Here is a 22,023-nt window from a genome sequence, read left to right as displayed (position 1 = left end):
TTTGAAATGAAAAATATCAGGAAACAAAGTTTTATGTCGGTTTTATTAGTTTGCTCAATAGCTTTAACAGGCTGTAAAGCAATTTCACAAGAACCTGCAAAAAAAGAAATTGTGATTTCTAAAGACCTGAAATGGTCAGATAAAATGGCTTTAACCTTAATGAAACGCCATCCCGAAAGTTATATGCTTGACGATTCTAAAAAGCCAAAATGGGATTATGTTCATGCCTTAGTTTTGCATTCGATAGAAGAATTGTACAAGAAAAATCCAGATCCGCGTTACAAAGCTTATATAAGAGGTTATGTAGATGAATTAGTTCAGGAAGACGGAAGCATTAAAACCTACGAATTCGACAAATACAATATTGATTTAGTTGTTCCCGGACGTTTGCTTTTTGATATTTATGCAGAATCAAAACAGGATAAATATTTAAAAGCTATGCAATTAGTTCGCAAGCAATTAACAGAACAGCCAAGAACGGTAAGTGGAGGTTTTTGGCACAAACAAATTTATCCAAACCAAATGTGGTTAGATGGTTTGTATATGGGAGAACCTTTCTACGCACAATACACAGCAACATTCGAAAATGGAAAAAGCTTTGATGATATCGCAAAACAATTTGAATTGATTCAGCTTCATGCCACAGATCCTAAAACAGGATTATTATACCACGGCTGGGACGAAAGCAAAGCAATGCCTTGGGCAAATAAAGAAACAGGAAATTCTCCAAACTTTTGGTCCAGAGCTTTAGGCTGGTATGTAATGGCTTTGGTTGACGTTTTGGATTATATGCCAAAAGAGCATCCAAAAAGAGCTGAATTAATTAAATATTTAAATAATGCTGCTGCAGCTTTGGCTAAATATCAGGATAAATCAGGATTATGGTATCAGGTTACAGATAAAGGCGGAGAGAAAGGGAATTATTTAGAAGCTTCGGGATCAGCAATGTTTACTTATGCTTTCGCAAAAGGAGCAAACAAAGGATATTTACCGGCAAAATATAAAAAACTGGCAAACAAAGCTTTTGACGGATTGACCAAAATCTTAATCAAAAAAGTTGACGAAGATGGCGGAATTACTTTAACAAACTGCTGTCAGGTTGCAGGTTTAGGCGGAACTCCGTATCGTGATGGTTCTTATGAATATTACGTAAACGAAAAGAAAAAAGACAACGATCCTAAAGCGACCGGGCCTTTTATTTTGGCTGCTTTGGAGTTGAACAGATAAAATTTAATTATGAATTGTGAGTTATGAATTTTGAATTATGAGTTAAGAGTGAACGCACGCATTGCCTTGCTGAGCGAAGTCGAAGCATCACATAGAAACTCCTCAAAGAAACTCCAATTGCAAATCACGATACAAACCCGACAGGTTTTAAAAACCTGTCGGGTTTAAAACACATAGTTTGTCATTTCGAGGAACGAGAAATCGCACTCGGAATTCGACAAAGATTGACGACAATAGGAATGGAGTTTCTTGTGCGATTTCTCCTTTCGTCGAAATGACAAAAAAACAAAACAAAACAAAATGAAAAACATAAAAATCATTTTCCTTCTCCTTTCCGTTTTCTCTTTTGAGAAAAATTCGGCACAAATCTGGACACCGGATAATGGAGACGGAACGTATACCAATCCTATCATTCATGCTGATTATTCAGATCCTGATGTTGTTAGAGTTGGAGATGATTTTTATATGACGGCATCGTCTTTTAACTGTATTCCCGGACTTCCCATTCTGCATTCTAAAGATTTGGTAAACTGGAAAATTTTAAGTTACGCACTGCCGAAACAACCGCCTTTTGAAACGTATGATAAAGTACAGCACGGGAATGGAGTTTGGGCGCCAAGTATTACTTTTCATAACAACGAGTTTTATATTTATTATCCAGATCCTGATTTCGGGATTTATATGATAAAAGCTAAAAAAGCCGAAGGCCCTTGGTCAGAGCCACTTTTGGTAAAAGCCGGAAAAGGATTGATTGACCCGAGTCCGCTTTGGGATGATGACGGAAAAGTTTATTTAGCACATGCCTTTGCAGGAAGCCGCGCGCAAATTAAAAGTTTATTAGTAGTCTGTACGATGAATGCAGAAGGAACAATTGCTAATAATGATGAGGTTATGGTTATTGACGGACATGAAAGCGAAGGCACAATTGAAGGTCCAAAATTCTACAAACGAAATAATTACTATTACATTTTTGCACCTGCAGGCGGCGTTCCTACGGGCTGGCAGACCATCTTAAGATCTAAAAATGTTTTTGGGCCTTATGAAAAGAAAAAAGTTTTAGAGCAGGGATCAACCCAAATAAACGGTCCGCATCAGGGCGCGTGGGTGCAGACGCAAGCAGGTGAAGACTGGTTTATTCATTTTCAGGATAAAGGCGCTTACGGAAGAATTGTGCATTTACAGCCTATGAAATGGGAAAACGACTGGCCGTTTATGGGACAGGATTTTGACAGAAATGGAATAGGAGAACCGGTTACAACATTTAAAAAACCAAATGTTGGTAAAAAATATCCAATTGAAAATCCGGTGACTTCAGATGAATTTAACGAACCAAAATTAGGTTTACAATGGCAGTGGCAGGCCAATTCGCAAATTAATTGGGGATTTCCTACCAGTATGGGATATCTGAATTTATTTTGCGTAACCACAATTAAAGACAATAAAATATTTGATGCTCCGAATTTACTGCTTCAAAAATTTCCTGCTGAAGAATTTTCGGCGACAGCCAAAATAACTTTCAATACACGATTAAATGGAGAATCGACTGGACTAATTATCATGGGATTAGATTACAGTTATTTGAATTTTAAAAATGTAGAGGGAAAATTATATCTAAATCAAAAAACGGGAACATTCAATAAAACCATTTCAGAAACAGAAACAAAACCTATTTTGATAGCTAACAATACTATTTATTTAAGGGTTAAAATTAAGAAAGGCGGAGTATGCAGTTTCTTTTACAGTTTAGATGATAAAAATTATCAGGCAATAGGAACTGATTTTATTTCGAAAGAAGGAAAATGGATTGGAGCGAAGATTGGACTTTTTGCTTTAGGGGAAAAAATAACAAACGATTCAGGAAATGCTGCTGTCGATTGGTTTAGAATTACGAAATGAAAAAAGCATCAAATTCATAAAAAATAATTTTTTGACCGAAAAAACGCGCTCAATAAATGAGATATAATAAAAGATTTTAAAAAATTAATATCACAATACATTTTAATATAAATTAATAGCTAAAATAGCTTTTAAATGGTTTTTTCTTACAAAATATTAAAATTTTAATTTTTTTTGAGTAAAAATTGAATTTTTCATTCTGTTGAAGTAAAAAAGAATTAGACATGATTATCGCAAAAGAAAAGAAAATGATGCAGCTAAAAAAAATAGTACTGTTTTTCATTGTTGGTTTTAGTTTTGCTGTTAAGGCACAAAATAAAAACTGGCCGGATATAATTCGTAAAAATGATGCATCCTGGTTTGGTACCGAAGAAGCGAAAAAGATAGCCGAAAATGTTTTGCTGTACCAAAGAGATATTGGAGGCTGGCCAAAGAACATTCAAATGCAGAATGAGCTGACTTCTTCGCAGAAAAAAGAGTTACTCGAAATAAAGAAAACTACTAAAGAAACCACGACAGACAATGGAGCAACGACTCAGGAAATGCTTTTTATGTCTAAAATGTATGCACAGGTTAAAGACGAACGCTACAAAGAATCCTTCTTAAAGGGTTTAAATTATTTGTTAGAAGCACAATATGCAAACGGCGGCTGGCCTCAGTTTTATCCCTTAAAAAAAGGATATTACACCCATATAACGTACAATGACGATTCGATGGTACGCATTTTAAATGTGATGAAAGAAGTGGCTGAAGAAACTGATTTTTACAGCATTAAACCATCAAAAGAAATCGTTGCCAAAACTAAAACAGCTTTTGATAAAGGCATTGACTGTATTATTAAAACACAATACAAACAAAACGGAGTTTTAACAGCTTGGTGCGCGCAGCATGATGAGGTTACTTTACTTCCGGCAAAGGCGAGAGCGTATGAACTTCCTTCGCTTAGCGGAAAAGAATCGGCTAAAATTGTTTTGCTTTTAATGTCAATTCAAAAACCTTCGCCAGAAATAATTACCGCTGTAAAAAGTGCTAATGCATGGTTTGAAAAAACGAAAATTACCAATTTGGAAGAGAAACGTGTCTTAAATGATGCCGGAAAAATTATCGACAAAAAGATGATTCCGGTTCAAAATGCGTCACCAATTTGGGCAAGATTTATGGAGCTGGACAATAACGAACCTTTCTTTAGCGATCGAGACGGAATCAAAAAGAAATCACTGGATGAAATTGGCGCAGAACGCAGAAACGGTTATGCGTGGTACACTGACGAACCAAAAGAAGTTTTAAAAAAATACGATTCCTGGGCAGTTAAAAACGGAATAAAAGTTTCGGAAACAGCGTCAGAGAAAAAAAAAACTAACACTTTAACCGTTGCTCAGGATGGTTCCGGAGACTTTACCAAAATACAAGATGCCATTTATGCAAGCCCGTCTTTTCCTTATGAAAAAGTGACCATTTTTATAAAAAACGGAACGTATAATGAAAAGCTGAGAATCCCGGAATGGAACACTAATTTGATTTTATTGGGAGAAAGCAAAGAAAAAACCATCATTACTTTTGATGACAATTTTTCGAAGATCAATTTAGGACGCAACAGCACTTTTTATACGTCAACCCTTTTAGTAGAAGGAGACGATTTTTCGGCATCAAATTTAACCATTCAAAATGCTTCTGGAGATAAAGGTCAGGCAATTGCGTTGTCAGTTGTAAGCAATAGGGCTAAAATTTCAAATTGCATTATTTTAGGAAATCAGGATACCCTTTATTTATCAGGAAAAAATGCTAAACAATATTTTAAAGACTGTTATATTGAAGGAACAACTGATTTTATTTTTGGAGGTTCAACCGCATTATTTGAAAACTGTGTCATTCATAGCATTAAAAGTTCGTACATAACAGCTGCATCAACTCCCGAAGGAACAGCATACGGCTTTGTTTTTAAGAATTGTAAACTAACGGCTGAACCTTCTGTCAATACCGTTTATTTAGGAAGACCGTGGCGAATTTATGCCAAAACTGTATATATAAACTGCGAATTAGGAAAACATATAAAACCTGAAGGCTGGGAAAACTGGTCAAAACCAGATGCAGAAAAAAACGCCTTTTATGCAGAATATAATAACAGCGGAGAAGGATTTCAGCCAGCCAAAAGAGTATCATGGTCCCATCAGCTTACAAAATCAGAAGCAGAGCAATATTCAATAGAAAATATTCTAAAAGATACAACGATACCTTGGTATCTTAGTTACTAAGTTTCTAAGATACTAAGACTCTAAGTTTTGTTTGACTCCTTAGAATCTTAGCATCTCAGTATCTCAGTATTTCAGTATCTCAGAAACTTAGCCTCTCAGCACCTTAGAACCTTATAAAAAATGAAATATCTTATCCTCTTATTAATCAGCTTCAGCTCTTTTGCCCAGAACAATGATTTCCCAAAGGCAAAAGTCGATTCGATCGTCAATAGAATACAGCTTCCTGTTTTTCCTGCTTATCAGGTAAATATTTTGAAATTAGGAGCAAAAGGAGATTCAATAACAAACAATAAAGCTGTTTTTGATAAAGCGATGGCATTATGCAAAAAGAATAATGGCGGAACTATTATTGTACCAAAAGGAATTTATAAAATAAACGGGCCAATTCATTTTGTAAGCCATGTAAACCTGAAAATTGAGAAAGGGGCAAAAATCAAATTTAGTGACAATCCGCAGGATTACCTTCCAATGGTTTTAACAAGTTGGGAAGGAACCATGCTGTATAATTACAGTCCGCTTATATACGCCAACGAATGTACTAATATAGCCATAACAGGAGAGGGAACAATTGATGGAGAAGGAGGAAAAGTGTGGAAAAGCTTTAAAGCAAAAGAAGGTTCGGGCAAGGATTTAAGCCGTGACATGAACCATAATAATGTTCCGTTGAAAGACAGAAAATTTGGCGAAGGTTATTTCCTGCGTCCACAGATGATTCAGTTTTTGAATTGCAGGAATATCCTGGTTGAAAATGTGAGAATCGAAAATTCACCATTTTGGTGTTTACATCTTTTAAAATCGCAAAGTATTACCGTTCGCGGTATCAGCTATAAATCATTAAATCATAATAATGACGGAATCGACCCTGAATATGCCAAAGATGTTTTAATCGAAAATGTAACTTTTAATAATGGTGACGATAACGTTGCCATAAAAGCAGGAAGAGATCATGAAGGAAGAGCTAATACAGCAACGCCAAGCGAAAATATAATAATAAGAAACTGCAATTTTAAAGGACTTCACGGTATAGTAATTGGCAGCGAAATGTCGGCCGGAGTTCAAAATGTTTTTGTAGAAAACTGCAAAACCATCGGATACTTAAAAAGAGGAATTTATCTAAAAACCAATGCAGACAGAGGCGGTTTTATCAAAAATATCTTTGTTCGAAATATTCAATTAGATCAGGTTGAAGATTGTATTTATATAACGGCCAATTATCACGGCGAAGGGAAAGGATTTCAATCGGATATATCCAATATTTCATTCTCGAATATTACTTGTAATAAAGCATCAGAATCCGGAATTGTAATTCAGGGTTTCCCCGATAAAAAAATCAAAAACATATCGTTACAAAATATAGAAATCAAAGAAGCAAAAAATGCCCTTTCCAACGAAAATGCAGAAAACGTTTTGATGACAGATGTTTTTATAGGACAAAGAGCGACAGTGCCAACGGCAGTCTCGAAACCGTAATTTTTTAGGTTCAAAGGTGCAGAGGTTCAAAGGGACAAAGATTTTTCTGTAGAGGCGCACAGCAGTGCGTCTATTTCGAGGTGATAGGCGTAAAGAGTAATATTAATTTTGTTCTTCTGATTTTTGAGGGACAAAGTAACAAAGTAACAAAGGTTCAAAGGTTCAAAGGTTTTCCGTAGAGACGCACAGCAGTGCGTCTACACAAAGAGAATCCATAAAGATATGTCCTCCAGAGCGATCCCGAGATTTCGGGAGAAGGATTTTCATACCGTAAAAGGTTTTCGACTTCGCTCAGACTGACATTCGATATAAATAAAAGCACTATGCTTGTCATCCTGAGCGAAGTCGAAGGAACGCAAGTAACTCCGCATTTCAAAATCTAAAATCTAAAATCTAAAATGAAACACATCATAATCTTATTACTAATCTCCTCGGTTTGTTTTGCACAAAAAACAACCTTATATACTATAGGCGATTCAACAATGGCAAATAAAAAAGACCCTGAACGAAACCCGGAGCATGGCTGGGCACAGGTTTTACAGCCTTTTTTTAAAGACGATATAGTAGTGGTAAACAAAGCTGTAAACGGAAGAAGCACAAAAAGTTTCATCAACGAAAAACGCTGGGATTCAATTTATAGAAAACTAAAGAAAGGGGATTATGTCTTTATACAATTCGGACATAACGATGAAAAAATCGAAGATTCTACCCGTTATACAAACCCGCATACAGCCTATAGATATAACTTAATACGTTTTGTAAAAGAAAGCAGGGAAAAAGGAGCAATACCGGTTTTGTTAACTTCAATTGCGAGACGTAACTTTAATGAAAAAGGAGTATTAGTTCCTACCCACGGCGATTATCCTTTAGAAACCCGCTTAGTGGCAAAGGAATATAAAGTACTTTTTATCGATTTAGAATATTTTACAGAAAAACTAGAACAATCTTACGGCCCGGAAAAATCGAAGCAATTACACCTGCATTTCAAAGCAGGAGAAAATGTCTATTATGATAAAGATAAGGCAGATGATACGCATCTTTCTTTATTGGGAGCCAAAACAATTGCTCAAATAGTAGTAAATCAAATTAAAGTTTTAGAGGACAAATCTTTAGAAAACCTCAAAAAAGAAATCAGGTAGTACAATTTACCATTCACAAAAAAAACATACCATTATTTAGGTAAAAACTTGCTCATTTAGGGTAAGCATACAGAGTAGAATACCAGCAAGAGAGAAAATGTAAGTTTTCTCTCTTTTTTTTGTAATTTTATGTATCAATTATCTGTTTGTTAAGTACTTAGTTTGTTTTTGCTTCGCGCCATTTCTACTATTTGCCCTTTGCAATATAGGAATTCTTCCCTATAAAATACGCTCTATTTTCATATATACCTTAATCTATAAGTTTAAAAACTTTTACAGGCAAAAATAAATTCATTTTCAGAAGAACTTTGCACCTTCAAATCTAGATGTTTGAATTTTAAAGACTTAAGAAAATAATTAAACACATAATAATTAAAAGGTTATGAAAAATAGATTACTCCCTTTATTTGTTGTTTTGGCTACCTTTTCGGCCCGTTCGCAGGTTGGTATTGGAACTAAAACGCCAAATTCATCAGCTCAATTAGAGATCACGACTGTGGATCTTCCTGAAGCAGATAGATATGGTAAAAGTACCAAAGGTATATTGATACCTAGGGTTGAACTGACAAGTACAAAGGTTTATGCGCCAATTGTGGGTAAACCGACTAATAGTTTGTTAGTTTTTAATACAAAAACAACTGGAGATGTTACACCAGGTTACTACTTCTGGCTTGTCGACAAATGGAATAGATTAGCAGTTTCTGGTGAAGCTGGTTCTGGAACAGGAAAAGATGGAAAAGTTGGTCTTGCTGAAGGTACTGGAATTGAAGATAATCAGGGCGTTTTTTTAAAAATGTTTAAAAGAAAATTTAAAGAAGAGTTTGAATTTTCTGAAGATTCTTTTTTGTTAGAAAACGGAAGTAAACCAAAAGATTTTGAACGCTCTATATTTGTTGTATACGACAAATCAGAATTAATAGATTTTTTAAAATTAGAGAAAAAAGGAACCAATGTGATGGTTTGCTTTTTCAATAAGCATTTGCACAATAGTCTGCTTTATTTTAATGAAATTAAAAACCTAAAACTTGTTGATGCATCAAAATCGAGAAACGAACTTTTAAAAGAATTAAAATCTTATTTTAAAGACACTTCAGATTTTATCTCAAAAATACCGGAAATTAAATTTTCGAATTCAACGGTTAATCAAACTCAGCTTGACAGCCTTCAAAAAGCTTTGTTTTTTATGGCACAGTTTTAAAACTGCCAAAATACTTTTCCTATTTTATTTAAACCAAACAGGGAAGCGCAGGATACAGAAAATGTTTTTGTGCTGTAAATTTAGAGTGGAATTATACTTAATTTCATTTAAATACTTAAATTGGTTTAAAATAAAAAGAATGAAAAGTACCATCAAACTTTACACATCAACAGCATTCTCTGTACTAATTTTTGCGTCGTGCCAGGCACAGCAAAAACTTTCGAAAGAAAATAAGATTGTTTTAAAAAACACCTCTAATATCGAATTATTTCAAAAAGCTATTGCTGTAAATAGAAATCAGCTTACCATAAATAAAGATTTAGGAGCTTATCCCGTATTACTTTTTAAAAATGATACCATTCCCGCACAGGTTAATGACTTAGACGGTGACGGAAAATGGGATGAACTTTTTTTTGTAACCGATTTTTCTCCAAATGAAGAAAAAACAATACTGCTGAATTGGTCGCAGAAAGATCCTAAATATCCAATAAAAACAAGTGTTAGATTTGGAAAAAGAGAAGGAAAGAACCTTCCTGTTCACCCTGATACACAAGAAGTTTTAATGGCAGACCAGGTGCATAAAAAATTAGGGTATCAAAAATATCAGACTGACGGGCCAACTTGGGAAAATGATAAAGTAGGTTTCAGACATTATTTAGATGGAAGAAACTCAAAGGATGTATTTGGTAAAAAATTGCCGGGAATAACGCCCGAAGATGTTGGAATTAACAGCAAAGGTGCCGTTGAAGACAATTACCACGTCATGTACGATTGGGGAAGAGATATTTTTCCTGTTGGAAATTCGGCTGGTTTAGGAGGTTTTGCCTTATTGACTAATGGAGATAAAATCAACAGACTCGGAATTCTGGCTGCAGACACTTTAAATACAATTGAAAAAACGACTTTTAAAATCGTTAGTGAAGGTCCGGTTAATTCCGTTTTAAGTTATACGTATCAAAATTGGGAAGCTTCAGGAAATAAATATCAGGCACAGGAAACAACTTCAATCTGGCCGGGAATGTATGGCTACAAAAATACAGTTTCGCTGAATGGTTTAAAAGGAAACGAAATGCTGTTGGTAACACTTTCTAACCTAAACAATCAAAACCCGCTGCAGGTAATTGAAGCTGGAGATTTCGTGTGTTTTATTCAACATGATAAATTGACTTACGAACGTCAGTGGATTTTAGGAACCGCAGTTATTGTTCCGAAAAATGTTTATAAAGGATATATGGAAGCAACAAAAACAGGACAGCTGACAGATTCTTATCTTATAAAACTAAAAACAAAAAACAACGAGAAAATAAGTTATTATCCGATAGCGGGATGGGAATTAAGCGCAGATACAAACTTTAAGGATTCTGTTTACTTCACCAATTATGTAACCAATTTGGCAAAGCAGCTTTCGGCTAAAATTAAGGTAAGTGTAAAATAAGTTTGGTATTATTCATTTAAGAGAGATAATAACAAAATCTTAATATTTGACTCGTATTTTGAAGTTCTGCCTGTAAATAGACAATCAATTGGGGAAAAATTCCACACATTCTCAGTGGTGAAATAAAATTTTAAGCGAAAATCTTATACTTTAAAATTGTTTTAAATTTTTATAAACCTATTTTAAAACACGTCTAAATAAGTTTTGAAATTTTGTTTTGATAATAATTGTCTGATTAATAGTTTATTGCAAAAAGAAGATTTAGCAAAATGTGATTCGTAAATTTTAGGTTAATTTAAAGAGTAAAAAACAATGATAATTTTAACAGCAAATATGTTGTAACTATCAATCAAACTTCTATTTTTGCGCCTTAATTTAATAATTATAAGCATGAAAGATCTATTAGTAAAAATCAACGCCGAAATTGACACATTCAAAGCAGAAGCTGAATCTTTAACTGAAAAAGGTATCAAAGCTGCAGGACCAAGAGCACGTAAAGCTACTTTAGAAATCGAAAAACTTTTAAAAGAGTTCAGAAAAGTTTCTATCGAAGAATCAAAAAAATAATACAACTAAAACCTCGTCAACTGGCGAGGTTTTTTTTGCTTTAATATATAGGTTTTAAAAACCTTAGTATCTCAGAATCTTAGTACCTTAGCATCTCAAAAAAACTATCTTTTTTCTCCGTAAAGATTAATTCTTTTGTTAGTAAATCAAATGTTTTAGTGTCATTGCTGCAATAAAACTTAATTTGTAATCGGTTTTTTTCCATAAAATCAAACCCACAGGAGCAATTATTGTTTTTATCTTCTTTTAACCTAATAATTTCGGTGCCCTCTTGGTTGTATATTGCATATACATTATAATTACCCTCATTTTTAATGGCAAAATAGTAAAAACCCAATAATTTATTATCGTTGAGAAAACGAAGAAACTCATCGCTTGGTTGTGTATTAGGAATTATTTCCTTCATCGATATTTGGTCAAATTCCGCAGGCAGGATAATTTTTCCGCTTTGATCTATAATACCTATTATATCTCCCTCTTTATGAGGTGAAAAAGCAAAGAGTTTATCTGTAATTGCTTCTCTGCCAAAAGTATTCATATAAAAAGCAACCCTGTTTTTTACAGGTTCAAGAAAAGGATAGGCAAAAGGAGAAACTGTTCCATCAAAATCAACAATTTGAATTCCTTTTTCAGTTTGCGAAAAATAGTATTTTGCAGAACCCCATACAACATTTTTGGCAGGATTAGGTTTTACGCTTAATGTACTGTCAATAACGGTATCATAATATTCATTTGATTTTTCGGTTTCTGATTTGTTTATCTGAGTCCACAATTCATTTTTATCTTTTACATACAAGTATCTTTGAGAGTCTCTCGAATGCTTTTCAAATAGAATTTTTTTATCAGTATTGAGGTCAAAATACCCAAACTGATTGTTGGGATTAAGATAAATCATGTTTTTGCCAAGATGCTTTATGGAAGGATATGCACAAAGTTGAGCTGCATTATTTTTATTTGCATCTAAACGAAATAATTTGTCATCGTAATTTATGATATTGATTCGATCTGGTATTGTTTCCTCGCCCCAAAGTTGTTTTTTGGTTATAAGATAAAGCTGTTTATTGTGGTAAAAAAGTGATTTTACATCCTCGCCTTCATCAAATGTATATAGCAGTTTACCATTTACATTAAACAGAAAGCTTTTAACATACATGGAAAGAGTATCTTCCCTGTAAGATCCAACATAAAAAATCTGCTTAGATGTTGGCGAATATACATCATCTGTCAAACGTCGATCTATCCAGCCATACTTTGCAGGAATAAGAATTTGTTTGGTTTCTGTAACCATTACGCCGCTATTAGTACCTTCTATAAATCTAGTATATGGAGTATCAGGATATGGATCGTATTTTAATTTTGCTTTGCAGGAATTAAAAAGAATGCAAGATAAAATCAGCAATACATAAAGTATATTTTTCATTTTAAACCTGCTTTTTTGATATCTTCCATAAATTGATAATATTGTTGCCTTATTCCTGAAAAACTCCAATTCATGGAAAGTGGTTTCATTACCGCTCCGTCCATATTCTCAAAATCACAAACATAGAAAGCGAAATTTTCTTTCTCAGGAGCTTCTATTTTAATAATACTTGGAACATTATTACTTAAATAAAAAGTTTCTTTATAATATTTATCTTCACGATTGTATATATGATGAATGATTTTTTGGATCTCGCCATTTTTTTTATACACAACTAATATGTTTTTTGACAATGGATTTCTCGAATAGTCTCGAGCTTCTTCCATAGTATCTTTTTTAAGAGATTTATCTCCATCAATTTTAGAAACTAAATTATCTGCTTTTTCAAAAAAATCATTATCAAATAGAGCTGCCTTTTTTCTGTTAGCATAATCGGATTCAAATAAGATATAATGATATTTGTTTTTAATTTTTACCAAAATCAAATAAGTATCTTGAAAACCTTTGCTGTAAAGAATCTCATAATCTTTGATTTTGTTTTGCTCCATGCAAAAAGAAGCTATATCTTCAATTCTATATAATGATTTTGTTTCGAACCAATTTATACACTGCTTTATACCAAACAGACCCGAAATTTCCTGATATTTTTGATCTAAAACCGCAATGTATTCAAGATTTTTTTTATCATTTTCGGAATTTCCGTCGCTTATACGAAGCTTAAAATTGCCATTTTCTTTATAAATACGAAACAATCCTAAATCTACATTTGGTTCAGAAGATCCTTGACAATCGCCATGCTTACTTATTTTTTCCAAATAAAAACTAATGTAATTCTCATCTAACATTTTATATTTTCCTGTAGAAGTTGTAAAACAATCGTTTCCGCATGGGGCAGAGTAAGAACAAACAAATGTTCCGTCAGGTTTAATTGAAATACTGTTTCCGTAAAAAAATCTGTCATTAGATTTTCTTAAAGAAAGGTTATATTCTTTTTTGTCTGTACCCGTTATTAAGTGATCAATTCCCCAGTTTCCCTGCAAATTGATTATTTCTGGATTATTAACGGCTGAATTAAATTCGGTATAATTTACTCGGTTTTGTCCAAAAGCAATATTCGATAGAAATAAAAACAGAAGTAATAATTTTTTCATAGGTTTCCTTTTATTATAAGGATATAATAAATTGTAAAAAGGTTGGGATTGGTATGTTTTTTTATTTGATTATACTTCGTAAAAAACGGTCAGTTGTTTTAATCGGCTTTTTACCAGGTCATTTTTTAGAGGTTCGAAGTGGAATATTTCGGTATTGTTTTTTCTAACTGTTATGTAAAACGGCTGATTCATTTTTTGTGTTAGATGATAAATGGTTTCCAGTTCGGCAATATCTTCATACCAACTTGCCATTGCGTATAGGGAAGGGAAGGGCGTTTTTTGCAGCTTACCGTATATTTCGGGTGCCACTTCTATAGATAACGGACTTCCGCCTCTAAAACGAGTTTTTTCAAGTAATGGATCGATGAATTTTTCAGCAGGAATATTCATTTTGTACCAAATAGATTCTGTAAAAACTGTTGGTTTAATTAGAGTATCTTTATCAAGAGGATGCGGCGTTAGTTCTAGCACAGCATCAACAACATGTGTAGCCTCATGAAGCAGCACATAAAGAAACGCATCCATTTCACCGGCTTCAATACGGACTTCATAATCGGGATTTGTGGAGCGATCATAGCAAATAAGCTCTTTTGCAGTAGCCCATTCAGAAATTGTTTCGTTGAATATACCAGCCCGAAAAGTAATATTGAACATTTTTACATCATCTTGATTTTCAAGAGTAGATGTAAGAGCAGTATTAGGCATATTATCCATAAAACTAATACTATGCAAATTTGTTTTTAAGATTTTCTGATGCAGAGGCGGTAAAAAAGAGAATGCTTTTTCAACCTTTGCTCTTTCATTTTCAGTCAATTCGTGATTTACAGGATTCATTCCGGCATCGCGAAATTTTTTATAGACACTTTCGGGAGCATTTAAAACCCGTTTACTGGCATCCTGATTTGTGGTTTGACCAAATGTTTTAAGCGACAAGAATAAACAGAGAATTGCCTTAAGGTAGTTTTGTATCATAGATGATGAAATAGAAGTTTTTGTTTTGGATGCAAAAATAAGATCTGAAAATCTGATTTTTAATACATCAAAACTATTAAAAAGAAATGTGGTTTAAGCTGAAAAAATCAAATATTGCTTTCTCTGCGGTAAATTTTTGGAGTTAACTGCTGACTTCTTTTGAAAAAATTGATAAAATGGGGAAGATCATCAAAACCCAGGCACCACGCAATCTCAGAGATATTCCAATCCGTATGCTGAAGAAGACTTCTGGCTTCCTGCATAATCCTTTCGGCTATAAGCTGAGTTGTAGTTCTTCCTGTCACCTGTTTCAAAGCGTGATTGAGGTGATTGACATGTATGGATAACTGATGCGCAAATTCAGTTGGATAACGTAATTCCATTCGCTGCAGGTGAGACTCGATAGGAAACTGTCTTTCCAGTAATTCCATAAAAATAGAACTTATCCTTTGGGAACCATTCGAGTCATTATATCGCTGGTAAGCGGCCGGTTCCAGTTTTAGTGCCGTAAGAATAAGCTGAAGCAGCATAGCTCGAAGCGAATCATATTTATAGCTGAATTCCAAAGTAATTTCGTTCAGCATCTGTTTGAAGATATTTTCAAATTGAATATATTGCTCTTCATTCAAATGAAAAAGCGGAACATTGCCAGGCTTGTAAACCGGATAATCTTTGATATTTACAAACTGATCAAAAAACTCATCGGTAAAGATGCAAAAATAAGAAGTCTGTTCAGAATCAATATGTTCCCAGGAATAAGGAATATTAGGATTAGTGAATAATAAAGCACAATCAGACTCCATTGTTTTGTCGGCATAATACAGTTTAGTTTTGCCTTTTAATAAACTTATTTTATAAAGTGATTTCCTGTTGAAAGGCTTGCAATTGAACTTATCTTCTTTATTATGCTTAATATAAAGCACATTAAAATTTTTGATGTCTTTATCAAACAATCCGGGCATAAAAACCCTGCTGTCATTTTTGAGATCCTTATGTAAATCAATTTCCTTCATCATCTCTGAAATTTGCAGTCTAATCACTTTTTTTACAGGTAGTTGTAAACTGATTTTGCTTTATGTAAATATAGAACAAAGGTATAAAATCGAATAGAAGTAAATTGCTAATTTCAAATAGAAAACTGTAAAAATCAAAGAAATGGCTATTGTTCATGATATTTGATTTTTTCAGCTTTTCATTTGATATACACATCTTTGATGATAGGTGCTGCCAATAACTTTGCATGGATTATAACACTAAACCTAAAAACAATGATTGCAGTAAAAGGATATGCAGCACAAAGTGCAAATGAAACGCTGGCTCCATGGAATTTCGAGAGAAGGGAAGTTGGAGCACATGACGTACAAATCGAAATTTTATATTGTGGAGTCTGTCACTCAGATCTCGCACAAATCAACAATGAATGGTTTCCGGGTGTTTTTCCAATGGTTCCCGGTCATGAAATAGTAGGACGCATCACAAAAGTGGGGGATCACGTTAAAGGATTCAAAGTAGGTGATCTTGCCGGAATTGGTACAATGGTTAATTCATGCGGAGAATGCAGCCACTGTCAGGACGGATTGGAGCAGTATTGCAGCGAAGGCGTTGTGCCAACTTATAACGGTCTTGATAAATTTGGAGACGGCAAACCAACATATGGAGGTTATTCTAACACCATTGTAACCCATGAAAATTTTACCGTACACATTCCTGAAACATTAGACTTAGCCGCAACCGCGCCTTTGTTATGTGCAGGAATTACAACTTACTCGCCATTAAAACACTGGAAAATTGGCAAAGGACATAAGGTTGCTGTTCTTGGCTTGGGCGGACTTGGACACATGGCTGTAAAATTTGCAGTTGCTCTGGGAGCTGAAGTTACCATTTTGAGTACTTCTCCACAAAAAGAAGTTGATGCAAAAAGACTAGGAGCACATCATTTTGTAATAACCAAAGATGCAGCACAAGTTGAAAAAGTAAAAGGGTCTTTCGACTTTATTGTAGATACAGTAGCGGCAGACCACGATTTTAACTTTTACCTGTCTTTACTTAATATTGATGGAGTTCATATTTGCGTAGGTGTTCCGGTAGAAGGAATTCATCTGGATGGAGCTTTAGGCGCTTTTTCATTATTAGGCGGACGTAAAAGTATTGTTGGATCTGCATGCGGAGGAATAGCCGAAACTCAGGAAATGCTAAACTTTTGCGCCGAACATAATATTGTTGCAGATATCGAATTAATCGACATCAAAGACATCACAACAGCCTACGAAAGAATGCTAAAAAACGATGTAAAATACCGTTTCGTAATCGACATGGCAACTTTATAAAACATCAAATAAACTATCTAATCATCTGCAATGAGAAAAAAACTTATTGCAGATTTTTTTTAAGTCTCTATATAAAAACCTTAGAATCTTAGCATCTCAGAACCTTAGCACCTCAGATCGAATTTCTATCAATAAAATTAAAAGGCACCTTAAACTGCCCTTTTTCTTTATTCAAAATCATTCTGGCAGCAGTTTCTCCCATAATATTAAAATCAGTAGACATTACAGTTATGCCGAGTAATTCCTTTAGCGGTGTATCATTATAAGAAATAACGCCAATATCTTTTCCTAAAACATATTCCTCATCGCGAATTTGTTTCATTAAATTCACCAAATCAGATTCTTCAATAGTAATAAATAAGTCACCTTTTTTAAGAATCATATCATCATAAACTTCACTAAGAATCTCAAAGTTGATTTCGTGCTCGACACAAAATTTTCTGAAACCATGCAGAATTCTCCTCGGATACGGATAAACCGCTTTATCAGGATAAACTAAAATTAATCGTTTGTATTTGGTGATTTTCGTTAAACCCTCTTTTAGCGCATTGTAAATATCATTTTCAAAATCCTGATAAATTTTAATGATTTCACCTTCGTGAGAAAGTTTAATATTGTCCATTAAAACCAATTTCTCCTCAGGAATTCTTTGTATCGCTTTGGCAACTTCATCCGTAAAACTCAAATGTTTTAATTCATCGGTTTTAAAATGCGTTGTAATAACATAATAATCATAAGCCCCTTCAAACTTATCCAGTAAATTTAAAAACAGCGTTTCGTCGCAATGATAAATATGAAGATCAGTATGCGCATTCGCACCAAGAGTATCAATAAACGAGCTGTACGTTTTCATTTTGTACGCGCTCAGTTTATTAAACAAAAACAAAATATTTACTTTCGATTCCAGTTTTGTTCGGGTAATATAATATCCTTTTCCTCTAATGGACGAAATGATTTTTCTTTCCTTTAAAATATTATAGGCTTTTTCAACCGTATCGCGCGACATATAAAACTCTTCGCTGAAACTGTTTATAGAAGGGATTTTTTGGTTGATTTTTAAATTTCCGTTAGCAATATTCTGCAAAATCGAGTCAACAATTTGTTTGTATTTGGGAATCCTCGAATCTTCGTCTATTTTAATTAATTTAATCATGCTGGTATTTTGCAATCTGTTTCAGGTTAGGGGCATGAAACAAATTTTTTTTAATTATAATTTTATAAAAAGCAATCCTAAAAACGGCTTCATATACTGTTTTTACTACTTTCCTTACAAGCAACAGCCATAAAATAAAAGTACTCTTTATTTTCAGGCAGTTATACTAAATAGCGGATATAATAATTACGAAATCGATTGCTAAAGTAGCACTTTTAAATTTATTTTTCGAATACAATTGCATTGATCTTTGCAATTAATGCGCACTTTTAACAAAAAATACACGAATCATAAAGGATAGTACAGGACAGTTTTCTTTTCTACATTATATTATTTTACAAAACGAAATTAACTATCGCAATTAACCACAAACAAAATTATTAAATGGAATCATTATTAGGAATCATTTTTCATTCTATCGGAGGATTTTCTTCAGGTAGTTTTTATATGCCTTTTAAAAAAGTTAAAGATTGGGCCTGGGAAAGCTACTGGCTTGTAGGCGGTTTTTTTTCCTGGTTAATTGTACCGCCAATTGCAGCCTACTTAACGATTCCAAATTTTACTGAAATAATCATCACAGCGTCACCAGCCATCAAAACCTTTACTTTTTCGATGGGACTGATCTGGGGAATTGGCGGATTAACATACGGTCTTGGCGTTCGTTATTTAGGAATGTCATTGGGAAATTCAATTACATTGGGATTTTGCTCTGCTTTTGGAGCTTTAGTCCCTTCAATATATTACGATTTTAATCCGGCAGAAGGCAAAATTTCATTCTCTCATATGCTTTCTAATTCTGGCGGACAGCTGGTTTTATTGGGAGTAGCTGTTTGCTTGTTAGGAATAGCTATTTCTGGAAAAGCGGGGATGTTAAAAGAAAAAGATTTTGCGACAGGTCATGAAGATAAAGACAAAGATTTCAGTTTAGCAAAAGGTTTAACTGTAGCGGTAATTTCAGGAATTTTAAGTTCTTTTTTTAATTACGGAATCGAAGCCGGAAAACCAATGGCAGAACAAGCCGTAATAAATGGCTGTAACCCGTTGTTTCAAAATAATGTAACCTATATAGTTTTGCTTTGGGGAGGTTTGACTACCAATTTTATTTGGTGTCTTTATCTTAATTTCAAAAACAAATCAATTGGAGATTACTTCAATGTAGCAACACCAATTACTAAAAACATTTTGTATTCTGCACTTGCCGGAACAATGTGGTTCTTGCAGTTTTTCTTTTACGGAATGGGCGAAAGCAAATTAGGAAACGGAGCCAGTTCATGGATTCTGCATATGGCAACTATTATTTTAACAGCAAATTTTTGGGGATTCTATTTGAAAGAGTGGAAAGGTGTTTCTAAAAAAACATTCAGCACTTTTATTTGGGGAATCGGATTGATAATGCTTTCGATCGTTTTAGTCGGAATTGGGAATTCTTTGTAAATACTTGAAAAAATATATGATAACAATGTCAAATACAAATACAAAAAATATGAATTTTAAGCATGTGAGCTATCTTTGGGATGAAGCTAAAGCAGCAGCATTAGCAGGAGATGAAGTAGCGCTTTTCATTTATCGTTCGAACCTTTTAGGAGCCGATTTAAGATTGACTAACTATGGAGGAGGAAATACTTCTGTAAAAATTACAGACAAAGATCCCTTAACAGGAGCAAGTTCAGAAGTTATGTGGATTAAAGGTTCTGGAGGAGATATTGGTACATTGACAAAATCTGGCTGTGCAGCATTGTATTTAGACAGATTACGTAATCTTGAAAACGTTTACAAAGGAATTGAGTTTGAAGATGAAATGGTAGAATTATTCAATCATTGTATTTTCGATTTGGCTTCAAAAGCGCCATCTATCGACACACCTTTACATGGTTTTTTACCATTTAAACATATTGATCACTTACATCCGGATGCGGCAATTGCAATCGCTGCCGCAAAAGACGGAGCAAAAATCACCGAAGAATTATTTGACGGAGAAATTGGCTGGGTAGGCTGGCAGCGTCCGGGCTTTGACTTAGGACTTCAGTTAAGAAGCTGTTTAGAAGAAGCTGCAAAAAAAGGAAAAAAACTACGCGGCATCATGTTAGGTTCTCACGGTCTTTTTACCTGGGGAGATACTGCATACGAAAGTTATATTAATACACTGGAAGTAATCGAGAAATGTGCCGAATATTTAGAAAATAACTACGGTAAAAAACGTCCGGTTTTTGGAGGTCAAAAAATCGAAAGCCTTCCAGAAGCACACCGCAAATTAAAAGCAGCAAAAGTTGCCCCAATTTTAAGAGGTTTCTGTTCATCAGAACGCCAAATGATTGGACATTATACAGATGATGCAAGAGTATTGGAATTCATCAATTCAAATGATCTTTCAAAATTAGCTCCATTAGGAACTTCTTGTCCGGATCACTTTTTAAGAACAAAAATCAGTCCGCTGGTTTTAACATTAGATCCAAACGAAGATTTATCAGATGTTGATGCGGTAAAAGCAAAATTAGCTCCGGCTTTTGAAGCTTACCGTGCGATGTACAAAGACTATTATAATGCCTGCAAGAAATCAAATTCTCCTGCAATGCGTGACCCAAACCCAGTTGTGATTTTATATCCGGGAGTTGGAATGTTCACTTTTGCAAAAGATAAAACGATGGCACGTTTGGCATCAGAATATTATATCAATGCAGTAAATGTAATGAAAGGTGCAGAAGCTGTTTCAGAATATACTTCACTGCCGCACCAGGAAGCCTTCGATATTGAATATTGGTTATTAGAAGAAGCAAAATTACAGCGTATGCCAAAACCAAAAGCATTGTCTGGCAGAGTAGCTGTAATTACAGGTTCTGCTGGCGGAATTGGTAAAGCTATCGCGAAGAAATTTGCTCAGGAAGGTGCTTGTGTAGTTATCAACGATATCAACGAAGAACGTTTAGAAGCAGCAACAGCTGAATTTATTAAAGCTTTTGGAAAAGATGCTGTTGCGAGTACTTTATTAAATGTTACAGATGAAAAAAGCACAGAATTAGCTTTAGACCAAGCTTCTTTAGCTTTTGGAGGTGCAGATATTATTGTAAACAATGCCGGAATCAGTATTTCGAAATCTATTGCAGAACATACTCTTGAAGAGTGGGACAGATTATATGATATTTTGGTAAAAGGACAATTTATTGTTTCTAAAGCCGGAATCGAAGTAATGCGCAAACAAGGTTTTGGAGGTGATATTGTAAACATTGTTTCTAAAAACGCAGTTGTAGCCGGCCCAAATAATCCGGGTTACGGTTCTGCAAAAGCCGCTCAGGCGCATTTAACACGTTTAATGGCTGCCGAATTAGGAGCCGATAAAATTCGTGTAAACACCGTAAATCCTGATGCTGTAATCTCAGATTCAAATATTTGGTCTGGCGGATGGGCAGAAGGTCGTGCAAAAGCATACGGAATCACGGTAGAAGAATTACCGGCTTACTATGCAAAACGTACGTTATTGAATGAAATCATATTGCCGGATGATATCGCAAATGCTTGTTTTGCGTTTGTTGGAGGTTTCCTGAACAAATCAACAGGAAACGCCTTAAACGTAGACGGCGGCGTTGCAATGGGCTTTTATAGATAAAAATTATTTAAGTTTTTTTATAAGTTTGTTTAAGCAAAAGTGGTTTTTTGTGGTCTAGCGTTCGAATTCTTTCGAACGTTAGATTTTTTTAGACATCCCATTTTTATAAGCAGACCAATTACCATAAAATAGTAAAGTTAAACCAGAGTTTAGTATAAAAATTTTAGTTGAAAAATATTGAACATATAGACATAGAACGCGGATAAAACGGATTC

At 34.2% G+C, this 22,023-nt stretch carries 16 protein-coding genes; 11 read left to right on the top strand and 5 right to left on the bottom strand.

Features of this window, described 5'->3' with window-relative positions:
• Window positions 1–6 precede the first annotated feature (6 nt).
• From B3C18_RS15915 to B3C18_RS15880, 8 genes are all read left to right on the top strand, one after another.
• Window positions 7–1,227, top strand: coding sequence for a glycoside hydrolase family 88/105 protein (locus B3C18_RS15915; protein ID WP_291148594.1), 1,221 nt, complete (start codon window positions 7–9; stop codon window positions 1,225–1,227).
• A gap of 300 nt (window positions 1,228–1,527) precedes the next feature.
• Window positions 1,528–3,123, top strand: a complete 1,596-nt coding sequence (locus B3C18_RS15910) for a glycoside hydrolase 43 family protein (RefSeq protein WP_291148592.1) — start codon at window positions 1,528–1,530, stop codon at window positions 3,121–3,123.
• 224 nt (window positions 3,124–3,347) lie between these two features.
• Window positions 3,348–5,375, top strand: a complete 2,028-nt coding sequence (pelA, locus tag B3C18_RS15905; protein ID WP_291148589.1) for a pectate lyase — start codon at window positions 3,348–3,350, stop codon at window positions 5,373–5,375.
• Between the two features lie 120 nt (window positions 5,376–5,495).
• A complete protein-coding gene (locus B3C18_RS15900; RefSeq protein ID WP_291148586.1) occupies window positions 5,496–6,845 on the top strand; it encodes a glycoside hydrolase family 28 protein in 1,350 nt (449 codons plus the stop codon).
• Between the two features lie 398 nt (window positions 6,846–7,243).
• Window positions 7,244–7,984, top strand: a complete 741-nt coding sequence (locus B3C18_RS15895; RefSeq protein WP_291148583.1) for a rhamnogalacturonan acetylesterase — start codon at window positions 7,244–7,246, stop codon at window positions 7,982–7,984.
• A 382-nt stretch (window positions 7,985–8,366) separates the two neighbouring features.
• On the top strand, window positions 8,367–9,182 hold the full coding sequence (locus tag B3C18_RS15890) for a hypothetical protein (protein ID WP_291148581.1): 816 nt from the start codon (window positions 8,367–8,369) through the stop codon (window positions 9,180–9,182).
• 139 nt (window positions 9,183–9,321) lie between these two features.
• Window positions 9,322–10,617, top strand: a complete 1,296-nt coding sequence (locus B3C18_RS15885) for a DUF4861 domain-containing protein (protein WP_291148579.1) — start codon at window positions 9,322–9,324, stop codon at window positions 10,615–10,617.
• Between the two features lie 390 nt (window positions 10,618–11,007).
• Window positions 11,008–11,184, top strand: coding sequence for a histone H1 (locus B3C18_RS15880; RefSeq protein ID WP_026729959.1), 177 nt, complete (start codon window positions 11,008–11,010; stop codon window positions 11,182–11,184).
• Window positions 11,185–11,263: 79 nt separating this feature from the next.
• On the opposite strand, the gene B3C18_RS15875 is transcribed toward B3C18_RS15880, so the two are convergent.
• From B3C18_RS15875 to B3C18_RS15860, 4 genes are all read right to left on the bottom strand, one after another.
• On the bottom strand, window positions 11,264–12,604 hold the full coding sequence (locus B3C18_RS15875; protein ID WP_291148571.1) for a hypothetical protein: 1,341 nt from the start codon (window positions 12,602–12,604) through the stop codon (window positions 11,264–11,266).
• On the bottom strand, window positions 12,601–13,755 hold the full coding sequence (locus tag B3C18_RS15870) for a hypothetical protein (protein WP_291148570.1): 1,155 nt from the start codon (window positions 13,753–13,755) through the stop codon (window positions 12,601–12,603). The genes B3C18_RS15875 and B3C18_RS15870 overlap by 4 nt, the downstream gene beginning before the upstream one ends.
• Window positions 13,756–13,824: 69 nt before the next feature.
• Window positions 13,825–14,727 (bottom strand): hypothetical protein, encoded by a 903-nt coding sequence (locus B3C18_RS15865; RefSeq protein ID WP_291148567.1) that lies wholly within the window; start codon window positions 14,725–14,727, stop codon window positions 13,825–13,827.
• A 107-nt stretch (window positions 14,728–14,834) separates the two neighbouring features.
• Window positions 14,835–15,743: a helix-turn-helix domain-containing protein gene (locus tag B3C18_RS15860; RefSeq protein WP_291148565.1), complete on the bottom strand. Its 909-nt coding sequence runs from the start codon at window positions 15,741–15,743 to the stop codon at window positions 14,835–14,837.
• 252 nt (window positions 15,744–15,995) lie between these two features.
• Between B3C18_RS15860 and B3C18_RS15855 the strand changes: the two genes are divergently transcribed.
• Complete coding sequence (locus B3C18_RS15855) at window positions 15,996–17,054, top strand: NAD(P)-dependent alcohol dehydrogenase (RefSeq protein ID WP_291148562.1); 1,059 nt, start codon at window positions 15,996–15,998, stop codon at window positions 17,052–17,054.
• Between the two features lie 112 nt (window positions 17,055–17,166).
• Here B3C18_RS15855 and B3C18_RS15850 read toward each other — a convergent pair whose 3' ends face one another.
• Window positions 17,167–18,207 (bottom strand): GntR family transcriptional regulator, encoded by a 1,041-nt coding sequence (locus tag B3C18_RS15850; RefSeq protein WP_291148558.1) that lies wholly within the window; start codon window positions 18,205–18,207, stop codon window positions 17,167–17,169.
• A gap of 384 nt (window positions 18,208–18,591) precedes the next feature.
• On the opposite strand from B3C18_RS15850, the gene rhaT reads away from it, so the two are divergent.
• Together rhaT and B3C18_RS15840 are read left to right on the top strand one after the other, a co-directional pair.
• Window positions 18,592–19,641 carry an L-rhamnose/proton symporter RhaT gene (gene rhaT, locus B3C18_RS15845; RefSeq protein ID WP_291148555.1) on the top strand — a complete coding sequence of 350 codons (1,050 nt, stop codon included), beginning with the start codon at window positions 18,592–18,594 and terminating at the stop codon, window positions 19,639–19,641.
• Window positions 19,642–19,666: 25 nt separating this feature from the next.
• Window positions 19,667–21,808: a bifunctional aldolase/short-chain dehydrogenase gene (locus B3C18_RS15840; RefSeq protein ID WP_291148552.1), complete on the top strand. Its 2,142-nt coding sequence runs from the start codon at window positions 19,667–19,669 to the stop codon at window positions 21,806–21,808.
• The last annotated feature ends 215 nt before the right edge of the window (window positions 21,809–22,023 follow it).

This window comes from Flavobacterium sp. UBA7680 (assembly GCF_002482975.1).
Taxonomy (GTDB): domain Bacteria; phylum Bacteroidota; class Bacteroidia; order Flavobacteriales; family Flavobacteriaceae; genus Flavobacterium.
The sequence above is the reverse complement of the archived record's forward strand: the minus strand, read 5'-3'. Positions and strand labels throughout refer to the sequence as shown.

Bases quoted from the DNA above. Each gene is read 5' to 3' on its own strand.
- B3C18_RS15840 (WP_291148552.1), top strand. From the start codon at position 19,667: ATGTCAAATACAAATACAAAAAATATGAATTTTAAGCATGTGAGCTAT.
- B3C18_RS15885 (WP_291148579.1), top strand. From the start codon at position 9,322: ATGAAAAGTACCATCAAACTTTACACATCAACAGCATTCTCTGTACTA.
- B3C18_RS15865 (WP_291148567.1), bottom strand. From the start codon at position 14,727: ATGATACAAAACTACCTTAAGGCAATTCTCTGTTTATTCTTGTCGCTT.
- B3C18_RS15890 (WP_291148581.1), top strand. From the start codon at position 8,367: ATGAAAAATAGATTACTCCCTTTATTTGTTGTTTTGGCTACCTTTTCG.
- B3C18_RS15850 (WP_291148558.1), bottom strand. From the start codon at position 18,207: ATGATTAAATTAATTAAAATAGACGAAGATTCGAGGATTCCCAAATAC.
- B3C18_RS15855 (WP_291148562.1), top strand. From the start codon at position 15,996: ATGATTGCAGTAAAAGGATATGCAGCACAAAGTGCAAATGAAACGCTG.
- B3C18_RS15895 (WP_291148583.1), top strand. From the start codon at position 7,244: ATGAAACACATCATAATCTTATTACTAATCTCCTCGGTTTGTTTTGCA.
- B3C18_RS15880 (WP_026729959.1), top strand. From the start codon at position 11,008: ATGAAAGATCTATTAGTAAAAATCAACGCCGAAATTGACACATTCAAA.
- rhaT (WP_291148555.1), top strand. From the start codon at position 18,592: ATGGAATCATTATTAGGAATCATTTTTCATTCTATCGGAGGATTTTCT.
- B3C18_RS15915 (WP_291148594.1), top strand. From the start codon at position 7: ATGAAAAATATCAGGAAACAAAGTTTTATGTCGGTTTTATTAGTTTGC.
- B3C18_RS15910 (WP_291148592.1), top strand. From the start codon at position 1,528: ATGAAAAACATAAAAATCATTTTCCTTCTCCTTTCCGTTTTCTCTTTT.
- B3C18_RS15875 (WP_291148571.1), bottom strand. From the start codon at position 12,604: ATGAAAAATATACTTTATGTATTGCTGATTTTATCTTGCATTCTTTTT.
- B3C18_RS15900 (WP_291148586.1), top strand. From the start codon at position 5,496: ATGAAATATCTTATCCTCTTATTAATCAGCTTCAGCTCTTTTGCCCAG.
- B3C18_RS15870 (WP_291148570.1), bottom strand. From the start codon at position 13,755: ATGAAAAAATTATTACTTCTGTTTTTATTTCTATCGAATATTGCTTTT.
- B3C18_RS15860 (WP_291148565.1), bottom strand. From the start codon at position 15,743: ATGATGAAGGAAATTGATTTACATAAGGATCTCAAAAATGACAGCAGG.
- pelA (WP_291148589.1), top strand. From the start codon at position 3,348: ATGATTATCGCAAAAGAAAAGAAAATGATGCAGCTAAAAAAAATAGTA.